At 52.0% G+C, this 14,164-nt stretch carries 13 protein-coding genes, 1 tRNA gene and 1 pseudogene; 11 read left to right on the forward strand and 4 right to left on the reverse strand.

Going from position 1 to position 14,164, the window contains the following annotated elements; all coding sequences use genetic code 11:
- Positions 1 to 42 precede the first annotated feature (42 nt).
- A tRNA-Gly gene (locus EL645_RS20935) sits at positions 43 to 115 on the forward strand.
- Between the two features lie 47 nt (positions 116 to 162).
- On the opposite strand, the gene EL645_RS20940 is transcribed toward EL645_RS20935, so the two are convergent.
- Together EL645_RS20940 and EL645_RS20945 are read right to left on the reverse strand one after the other, a co-directional pair.
- A complete protein-coding gene (locus EL645_RS20940) occupies positions 163 to 345 on the reverse strand; it encodes a hypothetical protein (protein WP_161977547.1) in 183 nt (60 codons plus the stop codon).
- A complete protein-coding gene (locus tag EL645_RS20945; protein ID WP_126552307.1) occupies positions 320 to 1,510 on the reverse strand; it encodes a spinster family MFS transporter in 1,191 nt (396 codons plus the stop codon). The genes EL645_RS20940 and EL645_RS20945 overlap by 26 nt, the downstream gene beginning before the upstream one ends.
- Positions 1,511 to 1,946: 436 nt before the next feature.
- Between EL645_RS20945 and EL645_RS20950 the strand changes: the two genes are divergently transcribed.
- Positions 1,947 to 2,288 (forward strand): GlsB/YeaQ/YmgE family stress response membrane protein, encoded by a 342-nt coding sequence (locus EL645_RS20950; RefSeq protein WP_126552308.1) that lies wholly within the window; start codon positions 1,947 to 1,949, stop codon positions 2,286 to 2,288.
- A gap of 105 nt (positions 2,289 to 2,393) precedes the next feature.
- On the opposite strand, the gene serA is transcribed toward EL645_RS20950, so the two are convergent.
- Complete coding sequence (gene serA, locus EL645_RS20955) at positions 2,394 to 4,094, reverse strand: phosphoglycerate dehydrogenase (protein ID WP_126552309.1); 1,701 nt, start codon at positions 4,092 to 4,094, stop codon at positions 2,394 to 2,396.
- Positions 4,095 to 4,125: 31 nt separating this feature from the next.
- On the reverse strand, positions 4,126 to 5,289 hold the full coding sequence (locus EL645_RS20960) for a pyridoxal-phosphate-dependent aminotransferase family protein (RefSeq protein ID WP_126552310.1): 1,164 nt from the start codon (positions 5,287 to 5,289) through the stop codon (positions 4,126 to 4,128).
- Positions 5,290 to 5,673: 384 nt separating this feature from the next.
- Between EL645_RS20960 and pyk the strand changes: the two are divergent.
- The 9 genes and pseudogenes from pyk to EL645_RS21005 all read left to right on the forward strand — a co-directional run bounded on the left by pyk (position 5,674) and on the right by EL645_RS21005 (position 14,074).
- Positions 5,674 to 7,121 (forward strand): annotated as a pseudogene (pyk, locus tag EL645_RS20965) (pyruvate kinase).
- A gap of 324 nt (positions 7,122 to 7,445) precedes the next feature.
- Complete coding sequence (rpsP, locus tag EL645_RS20970) at positions 7,446 to 7,739, forward strand: 30S ribosomal protein S16 (protein ID WP_126552311.1); 294 nt, start codon at positions 7,446 to 7,448, stop codon at positions 7,737 to 7,739.
- 45 nt (positions 7,740 to 7,784) lie between these two features.
- On the forward strand, positions 7,785 to 8,015 hold the full coding sequence (locus tag EL645_RS20975; protein WP_126552312.1) for a KH domain-containing protein: 231 nt from the start codon (positions 7,785 to 7,787) through the stop codon (positions 8,013 to 8,015).
- Positions 8,016 to 8,135: 120 nt separating this feature from the next.
- Positions 8,136 to 8,693 (forward strand): ribosome maturation factor RimM, encoded by a 558-nt coding sequence (gene rimM, locus EL645_RS20980; RefSeq protein ID WP_126552313.1) that lies wholly within the window; start codon positions 8,136 to 8,138, stop codon positions 8,691 to 8,693.
- 210 nt (positions 8,694 to 8,903) lie between these two features.
- Complete coding sequence (locus EL645_RS20985) at positions 8,904 to 9,134, forward strand: hypothetical protein (protein WP_126552314.1); 231 nt, start codon at positions 8,904 to 8,906, stop codon at positions 9,132 to 9,134.
- Between the two features lie 422 nt (positions 9,135 to 9,556).
- On the forward strand, positions 9,557 to 9,799 hold the full coding sequence (locus EL645_RS20990; protein ID WP_126552315.1) for a hypothetical protein: 243 nt from the start codon (positions 9,557 to 9,559) through the stop codon (positions 9,797 to 9,799).
- Positions 9,800 to 10,377: 578 nt separating this feature from the next.
- Positions 10,378 to 12,243, forward strand: a complete 1,866-nt coding sequence (locus tag EL645_RS20995) for a transketolase (protein WP_126552316.1) — start codon at positions 10,378 to 10,380, stop codon at positions 12,241 to 12,243.
- A 212-nt stretch (positions 12,244 to 12,455) separates the two neighbouring features.
- On the forward strand, positions 12,456 to 13,376 hold the full coding sequence (locus EL645_RS21000) for a diacylglycerol/lipid kinase family protein (RefSeq protein WP_126552317.1): 921 nt from the start codon (positions 12,456 to 12,458) through the stop codon (positions 13,374 to 13,376).
- Positions 13,373 to 14,074, forward strand: coding sequence for a hypothetical protein (locus EL645_RS21005; RefSeq protein ID WP_126552318.1), 702 nt, complete (start codon positions 13,373 to 13,375; stop codon positions 14,072 to 14,074). The genes EL645_RS21000 and EL645_RS21005 overlap by 4 nt, the downstream gene beginning before the upstream one ends.
- The last annotated feature ends 90 nt before the right edge of the window (positions 14,075 to 14,164 follow it).

A 14,164-nucleotide genomic window follows, 5' to 3' on the forward strand; every position in this document is an offset into this window, starting at 1 on the left:
CTGTAGATCGGCTATACTTCACTCTGTCAGTAAAACGACGATGCGGGTTTGGTGTAGTGGCTAACATGCAACTTTCCCAAAGTTGAGATCACGGGTTCGATCCCCGTAACCCGCTTTTTCATTTAAAAGAAGCCGCCTCTTATGAGGCGGCTTCTTCTTCTATTACTTGCTATGTGCTTCCCGGCTGGATTGGTTGATGCGCTTGTGGGCGCGCTCAATATCCCCGGCTACGGTTTTGATACCAATAAGGCAGATCAGGCCTGCCAGTAAGAGACAGGTAGGACCCGTAGTCTGGAGCGCGAAACCCAGGGAATGTGTGCTATCGCTGATGGCCCCGACGATCAATGGCGAGGCTGCATCTCCCAGCAGGTGTCCCAATAAGAGCGCCAGCCCTACTGCGGTGGAGCGAATGTTGGGCGTGGTAATGTCTTGAATAATGGCCTGGATAGGACCCAGGCAGAAGCTCAGACAGACGATCGCCAGTGTGAAGACGGCGATAAAAGCGCTCAACTGATGCATTGAGAGTGCGATCCAGGTCAGGGGAGCTCCTGCCAGGAAGGCGACTGTCGTGATGATCATACGTCCTGCGGTAGGCGTCTCTGCAGGAAGTCTGCCAGCCAGCCACCGATGAGCGTTCCCACCAGGCTGCCCCCCGCCAGGACGCCACCTGAAAGGGTGCCGCTCTGGCGATGGTGAGATGGAATTCGCGGTGCAGAAAAGTGGGTACCCAGGAAAGTGCGGCCCCGATGATAAAGAAGCTACAGATGAAGGCGGCCACCAGCACCCAGTACGTGGGTGTTTTTCCTAACTGTTTAACCACTCTGAAGATGTCGCTACCAATACTGCCATGGGTAGCCCCTGCCTCCTCCGCCCCATTATCCTCATCGCGATCAAAGGCACCACGCCTGGGCTCTACCGCGCGCCAGATCAGAAATGCGGCCAGCAGGCCTGGCAGTCCGACGATATAGAAGACCCAGCGCCATCCCAGGGCTTCCGCGATGATTCCTCCGAGTATCAGCCCCAGGGCGGTCCCGATCAAGTTACCTATGGACCAGACGGAGAGCATAAAGCCACGTCGCTCTTTTGGAAAATAGTCGCCGATCAGCGATACCGATGCAGGAGCATAGCCTGCTTCTCCAATGCCCAGAACCGAGCGGGTTAGGAAGAGCTGGATGAAATTGAGCGTCAGCCCACTTAACGCCGTGGCTACGCTCCACACACCCACACAGAGCGCAACGATATTCTTACGCGTACCGCGATCAGCCCAGATACCGATCGGCAGCGTTGCTAATCCATAGACGAAGAGAAAAGAAGAATTAAGTAAACCCAGTTCAATATCAGTCAGATGGAAATCTTGCTGAATCAAGGTTTGTACTGATGCCAGAATAGAGCGATCTGTATAATTGAGAATATTTATAATGAGTAGAACAATAAATGCAAAACGAGCCTGTGATGTTGTGGGTCTCGTGAAACGTTTCTGTTCAACCGTGGAGGAGGTTGCAGTATTCATGAATGAGCGCCTTTGTCCCTTTCGTTATTTGCCTATATAGTCACAGTTAAGAAATAAAACCATCCTTACAAAGCTACGTAAGCCGTATACTCTATGTTGTACATTGTACAGCGTCCTCCCCCAAAAGTAACCTCATCCCTATCTTTTCGCGCCTTCGGCGCTCAAAAGGGTTATTTATGTGTTGCCAGCAGTGCGCCCGGCGCACTGCTGGCAACACATAAATAACAAGCTCGGGCGCTGCTGCGCCCATCTTTTATTTTTTAACTCCACTTTTCGAAACTTTATGGTAGGGTTAGTACGTATAGATAGAGAAGAGCATATTTGTTTATAGCGTGATTAAGCTGCTCTACCTTTATCTATCCAACGGAATTTTATATCCAGATCCACATCATTCTTTGCAAGCTACAAAGAGAGAAAAGGCGTAAAGGAGATTGCTATGCAAGTTCTGGCAGATGGAGTAACAATCGCAATCGGTCATAATGTCTGGTCCTTTGGTTTGGACGTTATCATGTATATCGTCATTGCTGCTATCGTAGGCGTTATTGCGGAAATGATCGTAGGCTGGCGCGTACCATTCGGCATCATTGGCGCTATCATTGCTGGTGTTATCGGCGTCTGGTTAATGACCAAAGTTATCAACATTACCGGCATCGGAGATTTCTATCTCTTCGGAGTCCCTATCCTTCGTGGCTTGATCGGCGCGATCATCTTGATTGGTCTCTGGCACTTAGTGACTGCAGGCTTCGGCTCTCGCCGCCGTCGCTATCGCGCGGCTTAGCAGGGTAAAGCGAGTAGCATACTAATCCTTGCCCGCTTTGCCACCGCAACGCTCATCTTCACGGGTCATTGAAGATGAGCGTTTTTTTTGTCTTTTTGTGCGGTCTTACAAAGTAACCATCTTGACGCCAAAGATATTGCCAGCCTGATTGATTTCGTCGAGGGCCCATTCTGGAATGGGGTTATCGACCAGGATTACCATCAGGGCTGAGTCTGTGGGGCGATTGGCATCGTAGGAACGTGCCTTGCGTACGCTGGGGCCGACATCCATATGGCGAATATTGACGCCAGCTTTGCCCAGTACAGTACCGACCAGGCCGATCATGCCTGGCTGGTCAATATTGCGGCAGAAGAGGATTGGGCCTTCAGGCACAAATTCAGTCCAGTAGGGGCCAACCTGTACGATACGTGGTTCGTCATGCATAACGGTTCCACTGAGCACGTTGACGAAATTGTCTTTGTTGCTCTCGCTGCTAGCACCATCGCTGATCACGCGTAGCGTCACCTGGTTGGCGAACTCGCTTGGCGTGGTGGTCTTTTGCTCGACAATCTCGATGCCCCATTCTTTGGCCAGTACCTGCGCATTGATCATGTTTACATGGGCTTCTGAAACCGATTCCAGCAATCCTTTGACCAGGGCTGCCTGCAGCGGACGCAGGTCATAGCTGGCGATCTCACCGCTGTATGTGAGCTCAATTTTGCGCAATGGTTCCGGCTGTAGCTGGGTATACAGGCGCCCTAACTTTTCAATCAGGGTCATGTAGGGCTGCAGGATCTTCAGTGTTTCGGGCAAGATCAGGGGCGCGTTGACCGCTGCCCTTGGGAAGCCGCCGCGCACGACGGAGACGATCTGCTCGGCCACATCGGTTGCTACTCCGACCTGCGCCTCTTCGGTTGAGGCTCCCAGGTGAGGGGTGGCAATGATATGATCATGTGAGATCAAGCGCTGTAGGAGGGCGTTGTCGCGCACCGGTTCCTGACTGAAGACGTCCAGCGCGGCGCCTGCGATATGTTTCTCATCCAGTGCTTTGAGCAGGGCTTCCTCGTCGATTAAGCCACCACGCGCACAATTGATCAGGCGTGCGCCGGGTTTCATCAATTGTAGCTCATGCTCACCGATCAGGCCGCGCGTGCCATTGGGCCCACTGGTCAGGGACGTGTGCAGGGTAACAAAGTCTGCCTGCTGTAACACTTCTTCCAGACTCATCATCGTAACATTGGATTTGCGTGCCTGTTCGGGAGAGACGAAAGGATCAAAGGCGATGATCTGCATTTCGAGTCCCTGGGCTCGCCTGGCGACCGCCATGCCCACTTTTCCCAGTCCGATGACGCCCAGTGTTTTGTTGCGTACCTCGATGCCCAGGAAGCGGCTCTTTTCCCATTTATTGGCTTTCATGCTGGCGTCGGCGGCTGGCACGTGCCTGGCCAGCGCCATCAGCATGGCGATGGTGTGCTCGGCGGCAGCGATAATGTTGCCTGTCGGCGAGTTGACCACAATAATGCCTTGCCGGGTGGCGGCGGCCGTATCGATATTATCGACGCCGACGCCTGCGCGGCCCACGATCTTTAACTTTGTGGCTGCGCTCAGGATATCGCTGGTGACCTGCGTTTCGCTGCGTACGACCAGCGCGCTATACTCGCCAATGATCGCCTTCAATTGTTCCGGAGTGAGTCCGGGGCGCTCATCAATCTGGGCGTCTGGCAAATGTTCGCGCAGGAAGTTGACGCCTTCGCGTGCGATGCGGTCAGTGATCAGAACTTTAATGGTATCTGCCGGTACCTCGGGATGTGCGACCTCTTCTGCCATGGCTGTTTTCTCCTCTTGCTTATTGCCGGGCCTATGCCTGGTATCCCAGCTCTTTCAGATGCCGTTCAACCGCATCCAGGGCCTGCTGCAGATCGGCCTCAGTGAAATATCCGAGGTGACCAATGCGGAACATTTTGCCCTTCATATGATCCTGACCATCGGCCAGCACAATCTGGTCCTCATCGTGTAATTTTTTGAGGAGCGCCTTGGTTTCAATACCCTCGGGCGCCTGGATGGCTGTGACGGTATTGGATGCGTAGCGTAGATCGGTGGCCAGGAGCTTGAGTCCCATGGCTTGTACGCGACCACGTACATAATCACCGGCCTTGACGTGGCGTGCGAAGATGGCCTCGCGACCTTCTGCCAGCATCATTTCTAGCGCGACATCCAGGGCATAGAAAAGCGATACCGGTGGTGTGGTGGGATGCTGCCAGCTGGTCTCCAGGTGCTTGCGCGTCGAGGTCCAATCCCAGTAGAAGCGGGGTAGCTTTGCGTTCTTATGGGCCTGCCAGGCGCGTTCACTGGCCGCGATCATCATAATACCTGGAGGGATCATCCAGCCCTTTTGCGAGCCGGTAAATACTACATCCAGATCCCAGGGGTCCATCTCCAGGGGAACGCTGCTCAGCGAACTGACGGCATCCACTACGACCAGGGCATCAGGACTGAGGCGGCGCACAAGCGCGGCCAGGGCCTGGACGTCGTTGGTTATTCCGGTGGAGGTCTCGTTGTGCGTGATCAGGACACCTTTGTAAGGAGCCAGCTCTTTTAAGCGTGTTTCAATGATGGCTGGATCGGCGGCCTCACCCCAGGGGAATTCGATGCGTGAGACATTTAAACCGTAGGCTTCAGCGATCTGGGCCAGGCGCTTACCAAAGTTGCCAATGATGATAGATACGACATGGTCACCGGGAGAGAATACGTTGACGACGGCGCATTCCTGACCACCTGTGCCGGCGGCGGGATATGTGAGTACAGGGGATGCTGTTTGGAAGAAGTATTGTAGTCGTGGTGTGACTCTCTTCATGATTGCTGAGAACTCAGGTCCACGATGGTTGATCATTGGGGCGGCTTGGGCTTCCAATACTTCCGGAGGGACAGGAGTGGGACCTGGAACGCGCAAATTTTGCCGGGGAACAGGTTTTCTTGCCTCTACCTGGGGTATTGGAATCGCCTTTCTTTCCTGAATGGTCATTGCTTTTATTACTCCATCTCTCTATCTGTTTTGAATACCAACGTGTTTATCACCATGATATTCCTCTATGCCTGCCACATTGCAATGACATGCGGCGGCTAACTACTCTGTTATCCGCCGCGATCTTTAGGGGTATTCTTCTCAAAGTATAGCATATCCACTTCAGGGTAGGGTAGGAAACAGCGGTAGCTCAGCATTCAGCGGTGGCTATATGGTCGCCTGGTCTTGATTTATGCTTGCCAGGATGATTTTTTCAATGCTACAATTGCCTGGGAGAGCTTTCTTTTTCTGGCTTTCCCATGGCTTCACGCTCAGTTGAAAAGGGGCAGGGAGTGCCATATGACCTTTCTTGGGCACGATTTTTATATGAGGAATAATAGAGATATGCGACGCACAAAGATTGTCTGTACGATTGGGCCAGCTACCAATACAAAAGAGCAGATTGAAAAGCTCTTGCTGGCCGGTATGAATGTTGCGCGGCTGAATTTTTCCCATGGAACTCAGGAAGGACATGCCCAGGTTATCGAACATATTCGAACTATTTCCGCCAGGCTGAATATCCCTGTGGCGATCCTGCAAGATTTACAGGGTCCCAAGATTCGTACGGGTCTGTTACAGGATGGTAAGCCGGTGCGGCTGGTCGATGGTGCCCAGGTTACTATTACGACCCGCGATGTGCTGGGGACGGCTGAATGTATTTCTACTACCTATCAACAGCTCCCCAGGATGTGAAGGTTGGCGACCGTATTTTATTGGATGATGGCCTGCTGGAGTTGCGGGTGCTGAGCGTCGATGAGGACGATGTACGTTGTGTGGTGGTGCATGGTGGCCCACTCAAAGAACATAAAGGGATCAATCTGCCCGGGGTCGCGGTCAGTGCTCCTTCGTTGACGCCCAAGGATTTAGATGATTTGAGGTTTGGCTTGCAGCATGGCGTTGATTTTGTGGCGCTGAGCTTTGTGCGTAAGCCAGAGGATATTCTGGCGGCACGGCGGGAGATTGAGCTGATTCAATCTGAACTGGGACGCGATTATTCCTATGGCTCGGTACCTTTGATCGCGAAATTGGAGAAACCGGAGGCAGTGAAGCGTCTGGATGAGATCCTGCGCGTGACTGATGGGGTAATGGTGGCTCGTGGAGACCTGGGTGTGGAGATGGCTCCTGAGAGTGTGCCGTTGATCCAAAAGCGTATCATTGCGCGCTGTAATGATCTGGATCTGCCCGTGATTACCGCGACCCAGATGCTTGAATCGATGATTACCAATCCAAGGCCGACGCGCGCTGAAGCTAGCGATGTGGCCAACGCTATTTTAGATGGCACTGACGCCGTTATGTTGAGCGCCGAGACGGCTTCCGGGGCTTATCCCATTGAGGCGGTGCAAATGATGGATCGTATCGCGCGCCAGGTTGAGGCCGAAGGACTGCTGGAATATTCTCGCCATGTGCCGCTGCTGACCCAGGATCGCGCGGTCTGTCATGCCGCTAAAGCCCTGGCCGAAGAGGCCAGCGTTAAATATATCGCCGTCTTTACGCGCAGTGGTACATCGGCCCAGCTTATTTCTAAGGATCGCCCTCGTACCCCTATCATGGCTTATACCCCGTCCGAGCATGTCTACCATCGTCTCTGCCTCTGGTGGGGCGTCTGGCCACATATGGTACCACTCACAGGCTCAACCGAAGAATTGATCGAGGTAGTGGAGCAAAAGCTGCGTGATGAGCACGAGATACAGGCCGGCGAAAGCATCGTTGTCATGGGCGGCATGCCCCTTGCCAGCCGTGCCCGCACCAATTTCGTCCATCTACACCATATCGGCGAAAAATCCCTATCATAACCTTCACATTCATCGCATGCAATAGAGAGTTCTAGGAATGTGTCTTACCCCCATTATCATGGGGAGCGTTCCACGCTTGTGTGGACGTGCGCTGGCGCTCAAAATCAGGCGTGAAGAGCGCGGAGATCATAAAGATCAGACACATTCTAAGCGTCAATGTTAAAGAGGTTGGCCCATGCCCAACCTCTTTAACATTGACAATTCCCTTACGCCGTGCTATTCTAATCAAGCCGTAATTTAGGGGCACTATTAGGTGCTGTGAAAACATGGCGCTGCTGAAAATACAGCCCCCTTTGTGTGGGGCAGAGGTGGAATTAAGAAAGCATGACTGTCAAAATTCGCTTAAAACGTACGGGGATGAAGAAAGCCCCAAGCTATCGTGTTGTGATCGCTGATGCACGTTCTCCTCGAGATGGCCGCATCATCGAAAATATCGGTTGGTACAACCCACGTGTCGAGCCTTCCGCAATCAATATTAACGAGGAAAAAGCTCTCGGTTGGTTGAGAAACGGTGCGCAACCCACAGAGTCCGTTACTCTGCTCCTCAAGCGCGCTGGAATCCTGGACCGTTTCACACAGGAAAAAGCTGCAGCTAAAACTGCTCCTGCTGCTGAGTAGAAAAGTTCTACACAGGCAATGTCGTATCTGAAGTAAGGATACTATATGCGGAAATTGATTGAGTACATAGCGCAGTCACTGGTAGACGATCCCTCGGCTGTCCAGGTGCGTGAAGTTCGCAATGACCGTAATGCGCTCGTGTTGGAATTGCATGTGGGGGCTGATGACTTTGGTAAAGTAATTGGCCGTCAAGGGCGTGTTGCTAAGGCCATGCGCACACTGCTACGCGCAGGTGGGACGCGTGAAGGTCGTCATACCTCACTTGATATTCAATAAACTATTGTGTGCCAGCGGCAGCATAAGTCTATTTGCCCGGCCCATACTTGTCTTAACCCCAGGTGTGGCGTGCTGGAGCTTTTCCCCAGGCTGGTCAGACAGAAATAGAGCTATGTGCTAATGAAAAACACGACAGAATGGGCTACTATCGGAAAAATAGTGGCCCCTTTTGGTATTCGGGGCGAGGTTAAGGTTTTTTCTCTTAGTGATGTGCCCAACCGTTTTGTGAAACTGACGGCCATCTACCTGGCACCCGATCAAGTACGCTATCCAATCGAAAGTGTGCGCCCTTATAAGGGCGAGATGCTGCTGCTCAAATTTAAGGGCATCGATGATGCGAACGCGGCCGAGAAATTGCGGAACCGCGATATTGTGATTCCTCTGGATGAGCTGGCCCAGCTTCCTCCCGATTCTTATTATCAGCATGATATTCTGGGTTTGCAGGTAGTGCGCCTCAATGGTCAAGAAGTTGGCACCATCGTCGATATCTGGGCCACCGGCGGCAACGATGTCTATGTCATCAAGGGGACGCAAGGACAGCAATTTCTGATCCCTGCCATAAAAGAGGTCATCAAACAGATTGACCTGATCCGGCATGTGATGTATATTGATCCTATGAAGGGTTTGTTGGATGATGAGGCGGTAATGGATGATCCCAATCAAGAGGAGGTTGAATAACCAGACGAATGTACCAGGTAGAGGGATAAGAAGCTTCACAGCTATGAGGTGCAAAAGCTAATAAAGGTAGATCAGTGGCTATTATCCCTGGGATGACACTATGAAACGAATTTGTGTTTTTAGTCGTGTCAGTAATTGGTACCTCTGTTTTCAACTGTTGTTGCGTCGATTGTATGACACGCCACAGTATATTTGTAGGGGAGGAGACTCATGTCCGACCACATCCCGACTCTTGCTGATGTTTGTAGTGCAATTGCCGAAGGACGTCTCGTTGCAGCCTCTGATGGCTCTATGTACCAGGTAAGTGCGTTTGAACTGCGCCGCCACTTTAACAAACGTCATGCCCTTCCCACTATTTCATTCCTAGAAGAAATGCTCTCGTCCGCCTGTTCCGATACCCGCGACTCCACCCACCTGGACCTCTGCAGCTTTGGCCGCTAGGGTCTTTTTTGTATAACTACCGGGCCTGATCTGAGTGAATGGGGATAGGGGGACGAGAGTCCCACGTTGCGAGCTTTGCCCCCCTGTCTAACGAGGGAGGGGGTGCAGGGGACGAGAGTCCCACTGCCGGGGTGTGGGGTGTCCCCACAAATTCTCTCCACCTCTTTGCCGCCGCAGGCGGCAAAAGAAGAGATGCGAAATCTCCCTTTCAGGCCTGAGAAAGTTGCGCTGTTGGAAGCGAACGACTATAATATGACTTGAATTTCGGTAGGTCGTCAAACGACCTACCGAATATATATCATCTAAGATTTGCTCGACCCGGCATATTTCTGATTATTATCTAGAAGAGATGTGTCTCACGACCGCTTGCAATCAGGGCGTATTGCTATACGCTACATGCGGTCTTGAAGGAAAGGTATCGTATGGAGCCACTTAATTCAGACTATGAAGTCGTAGTTCGTGAACCGAATCCCCGTGCGCGTTTTAACTGGTTATATGTTTTCCCTGTGTTGGGCGGATTGTGGTTGCTCTATTTGCTCTTAGCCGCAATTTTCCAATTCCCAGTGACCGGTGTGGTCGATCCCGTAATGGGATTCATGCTGGTGCTGTTTTTTGTCATGGCAGGTCTTCTGTTCTGGGCAATGGCACCCAGGTCCAAGCACTAATCCGGTTATTCACGCATCATAATGAGACATACATCTTTCTTCGCATAAGTTTGTGTATGTCTCATATATTTTTTGTAGATTCCTTCTCCTTTACCCTCTTCCGCGCTCTTCGTGAGCCCTCTATTCTGAAACTATTGGTCCGCGCCAATTCGTGTTAGAAATTGTTGTGACTGCATTGTGAGAGTCGCAATAGTAGCAATACCATATACATTCAACTCAGCACTTTTGTGCGCAGCCGCCTGAGAGGCGGATTGGCCTCTTTTATACTGTGACACAACAATTGTTGAGCGACATTCCCAAATGCTGTTAATAGCACACCATGGGCTATAATAGAGATGGTGGTGAGAAAATTGACAGGACCGTTTCAGCGTATGCTTCCGGCCTTGTTGTAACTCTATACAGGAATAATGGGTAGTTGATATTTCCGATTTTCTGGATAGGCAGCTTGAGCGTTTGTTTTATCTTTTCCCCAAGAGGAGGACAGAGCACCACGTCTCTTCTGTTCATTACCAGCTACCTGCAAACGCGAGAAACTTCAGATATAGAGCGTACGATACTCGTAATAGTGAGGAGTACTTATGACAACCGCAGAAACTACTTCCCAGGTACAACAATGGACAAATCTTGCCCAACAATTACGCGTTGATAGTATTCGTTGTACGACCGCAGCAGGCTCTGGACATCCTACCTCTTCGATGTCGGCGGCCGACCTGATGTCGGTTTTGATGTTGAGCCATCTACACTACGACTACGACGATCCCAAAAATCCAAATAATGATCACCTCATTTTCTCTAAAGGCCACGCCTCTCCATTGCTCTATTCGATGTTTAAAGCAGGTGGGGCTATCGAGGATGAGGAATTGTTGACACTGCGTAAGTTTGGTAGCCGTCTGGCTGGCCATCCTACCCCTGAACTTCCCTGGGTGGATGTGGCAACCGGCTCCCTGGGACAGGGTCTGCCTATCGGTGTCGGCATTGCCGCCGTCGGTAAGTACCTGGATAAGCTCCCTTATAAGGTCTGGGTCTTGCTGGGTGATAGTGAGAGTGCCGAGGGTTCGAACTATGAGGCCTTCCACCTGGCTGAGCATTACAAATTGAATAATCTGGTGGCGATCCTCGATTGCAACCGTCTGGGCCAGCGCGGCGAGACCGAGCTGGGCTGGAATACCGAGGCCTATGCGGCCCGTGCTCGTGGCTTTGGCTGGAACGCTATCATCATTGATGGCCATAATTATGATGAGATCGATAAGGCTTATCGCGAGGCCGCTCAGACCACTGATCGCCCGACCTTTATTATCGCTAAAACCATTAAGGGTAAGGGCGTCTCCTTCCTTGAGGACAAAGAAGGCTGGCATGGTAAGGCCTTGAGCGCCGAGCAGGCTGAGCAGGCGATTGATGAGCTGAAGCCCGCTGCGCGTAGCATGGTCTATCCGGTGCAGAAACCAGCTGCCGGCACACTCGCGCCAGAGCCTCCTAAGAAAGCGCTTGAGCTACCACGCTATGATCTCAATTCCTCTGAGGCGACACGTAAAGCCTATGGTGATGCGCTGGTTGCCCTGGGCGCGGCCAATCCAAAAGTTGTAGCCATGGATGGTGAGGTCAGCAACTCTACCTACGCGAACGAGTTCGCCAAAGCATATCCAGAGCGCTACTTTGAGCAATATATTGCCGAGCAGCAGATGGTGGCCTTTGCGGTAGGTACGCAGGTTCGTGGTAAGATTCCTTTTGCCTCGACCTTCGCGGCTTTCCTGAGCCGTGCCTATGATTTCATTCGTATGGCTGCCGTTTCGCAGGCCAATATTCGTCTCTCCGGCTCACATGCTGGTGTCTCGATTGGTGAGGATGGCCCTTCACAGATGGCCTTAGAGGACCTGGCTATGATGCGCGCCGTCTTTGGCAGTACGGTACTCTATCCGTCCGATGCGAACCAGACTGCCCAACTGGTGGCGGCCATGGCTAATCATGGTGGCATTTCCTATATCCGCACCACGCGCGAAAAAACACCTGTCATCTATGGTCCGGACGAGACCTTCTCGATTGGTGGTAGTAAGGTGGTACGCCAATCCGCTAAGGATCAGGCGACTGTGGTGGCGGCTGGTATCACACTGCATGAAGCCCTGCAGGCATACGATCAGCTTAAGAGCGAAGGTATTAATATCCGCGTCATTGACGCTTACTCAGTCAAACCAATCGATGATGAAACCTTACTGGCCGCAGCTGAAGAGGCTGGTGGCAAGATCATCACGGTTGAAGATCACTGGCCTGAAGGTGGTCTGGGTGAGGCAGTCCTGGAAGCTTTCTCGCAGGCTGACGCGCCCATGCCCCAGGTTGTTAAACTGGCCGTTCAATCGATGCCTAGCTCTGGCAAACCCGCTGAACTGCTTGAAGCTGCCGGTATCAGTGCCCACGACATTGCCCAGGCTGTCCGCACCCTGGTCAAATAAGCCTGCACCTCCCGCTTTGGGGAGGGGGTGCCGGGGGACGCCAGTCCCATGGCCGGGGTGGGGCGTCCCCATAACTTCTCTTTTTGTTACGCGCGCCGCATGCGGCGCGCGTAACAAGCCAACAGGTCCTCCTTTTGAAACTGAACTACTACCTTCCTCGTGTTCTATGAGAAATAGATAACTTTTTAAATTATTCTGCGAGGGGGTATTCGATGTCTAATAAAACTGCTTCTTTTCTTATCAATCCCCGGGCGGGCGAGAATACTGCCAAATTGCCAGATATTCTGGCGGTATTAGCGGCCGGCGGTTACAAAACAGAGATCGCTTTAAAAGAGTATGGTAAGCATGTGATGGAACTGGCGCGCGAGGCGGCGGATGATAAGAAGGATCTTGTGATTGCTTATGGTGGTGATGGTACGCTTAACCAGGTGGTCAATGGGGTGATGAGCGTGAAGGGCAAGCGTCCAACGGTCGGGCTGATTCCTGGAGGCACCGCCAATGTATGGGCGGGCGAGATTGGTATCCCTACGGACCCCGTTAAGGCCGCATTGACCCTTATTAATAGCGAGACCCGCAAAGTAGATGTGGGCCGTATCTCCGTGCAGTCTATCTCTTTCCCCGGTGAAGATCAGCCTTCCGTTACTCCGTCTAAAGCTGGCAAGAAAGCTTCGTTGGAGAGCGATAAGGTGCGCCACCACTTCCTTTTGATGGCTGGTATCGGCCTGGATGCGGCGATCATGAATGGGGTCTCTAAGCCCTTGAAGTATCAGATCGGACCATTTGCTGTTGGTCTGTCCGCTGCCAAGGAATTGCCTGAACAGCATCCTTTCCCCATTGAGATTCAGACAGGCGAGGCTGGTGATTCGTTGTGGAAGGGTGAAGCGATGCAAGTGGTGCTCGGTAATACCCGGCGCTATGCTAAAGTTGAGCGCATTACGCCTAATGCTTATGTGGATGATGGCGCCATCGATGTCTGCGTGATTACCGCCGGCAATCCTTTGACGACAGTGCAACAAATTACTTCGCTGCTCCTGCGCCAGAAGCCAGATAATGCGACGGCCGAATACTTCAAGGGCGCCCATATTCGTATTAAAGTTCCTGCCAGCGCACCTCTGCAGATGGTAGTTCGGTGAAACTTAAAGATTATCTGAGTGCCAGCGACTATAAAAAGTTGGAACACCTTGATAAAGAGGCTCTGGATAACGTCTTTATTACATATAGGATCGATACGTTGCCTCAGGCTCTTCCCGTCACTATTCCCTGCACGTATGACGAGGAGCTGTTTGAGCATGCATATCATCCTTCTAACGCAGAGGCGAATGGCCATGGCGAGCATGAGAAAGATCCTGTTCCTGCTCAGCGGCTCAAACAGGGCCTCTTCCATCGCACACGTAAAGAAGATGATCCCGTTGAGACCGTTTCCCAGAAGCATACATCCGCGGTAGAGACGCTGGCAGATTCTGAGATGCACTCTGACGAGGATAAATCGGATAAAGAGCAGCAGCATGTTAAAGAATTGAGCAAGGAATTGCCCGATGTGATGGATTCGCTGGCCTCGAATGGACGAAAAGTGGCTATCTTCGGGAAAGCGCCTAACGCTGCTCAGCGCAATACCTATGTGATCGCTGGCGCTATCCAGAAGAGTTCCGGTGAGTCTGATCCAGGAGCTGTCGTAGTTAATGAGAAGACGGCGATCTTTGATCATCATGGACATCGTGTCTCTAAGCTAGCGGCCGCTATGCAGGACCTGAACGAGGGAGAAGTGGTGATTGTTGAGGGTAAGCGTAGCAAGCGCAATGTGGTCCAGGCGAAGCGCCTTGTATTGCCATAAGCTAATCTATTCAATCGGTTGTTTGTAGGACTGGCATGTCTGAGAAGTATGTTCGCCGATCCCATCCAGGGAAAGCGCTTTTCAGGCATG

The sequence above is a fragment of the Dictyobacter kobayashii genome (assembly GCF_003967555.1).
Classification (GTDB): Bacteria; Chloroflexota; Ktedonobacteria; order Ktedonobacterales; family Ktedonobacteraceae; genus Dictyobacter; species Dictyobacter kobayashii.

What these genes read in the sequence shown, in the direction of transcription:
- EL645_RS20945 (WP_126552307.1), bottom strand. Translation starts at nt 1,510, where the DNA reads ATGAATACTGCAACCTCCTCCACGGTTGAACAGAAACGTTTCACGAGA.
- EL645_RS20950 (WP_126552308.1), top strand. Translation starts at nt 1,947, where the DNA reads ATGCAAGTTCTGGCAGATGGAGTAACAATCGCAATCGGTCATAATGTC.
- serA (WP_126552309.1), bottom strand. Translation starts at nt 4,094, where the DNA reads ATGGCAGAAGAGGTCGCACATCCCGAGGTACCGGCAGATACCATTAAA.
- EL645_RS20960 (WP_126552310.1), bottom strand. Translation starts at nt 5,289, where the DNA reads ATGACCATTCAGGAAAGAAAGGCGATTCCAATACCCCAGGTAGAGGCA.
- rpsP (WP_126552311.1), top strand. Translation starts at nt 7,446, where the DNA reads ATGACTGTCAAAATTCGCTTAAAACGTACGGGGATGAAGAAAGCCCCA.
- EL645_RS20975 (WP_126552312.1), top strand. Translation starts at nt 7,785, where the DNA reads ATGCGGAAATTGATTGAGTACATAGCGCAGTCACTGGTAGACGATCCC.
- rimM (WP_126552313.1), top strand. Translation starts at nt 8,136, where the DNA reads ATGAAAAACACGACAGAATGGGCTACTATCGGAAAAATAGTGGCCCCT.
- EL645_RS20985 (WP_126552314.1), top strand. Translation starts at nt 8,904, where the DNA reads ATGTCCGACCACATCCCGACTCTTGCTGATGTTTGTAGTGCAATTGCC.
- EL645_RS20990 (WP_126552315.1), top strand. Translation starts at nt 9,557, where the DNA reads ATGGAGCCACTTAATTCAGACTATGAAGTCGTAGTTCGTGAACCGAAT.
- EL645_RS20995 (WP_126552316.1), top strand. Translation starts at nt 10,378, where the DNA reads ATGACAACCGCAGAAACTACTTCCCAGGTACAACAATGGACAAATCTT.
- EL645_RS21000 (WP_126552317.1), top strand. Translation starts at nt 12,456, where the DNA reads ATGTCTAATAAAACTGCTTCTTTTCTTATCAATCCCCGGGCGGGCGAG.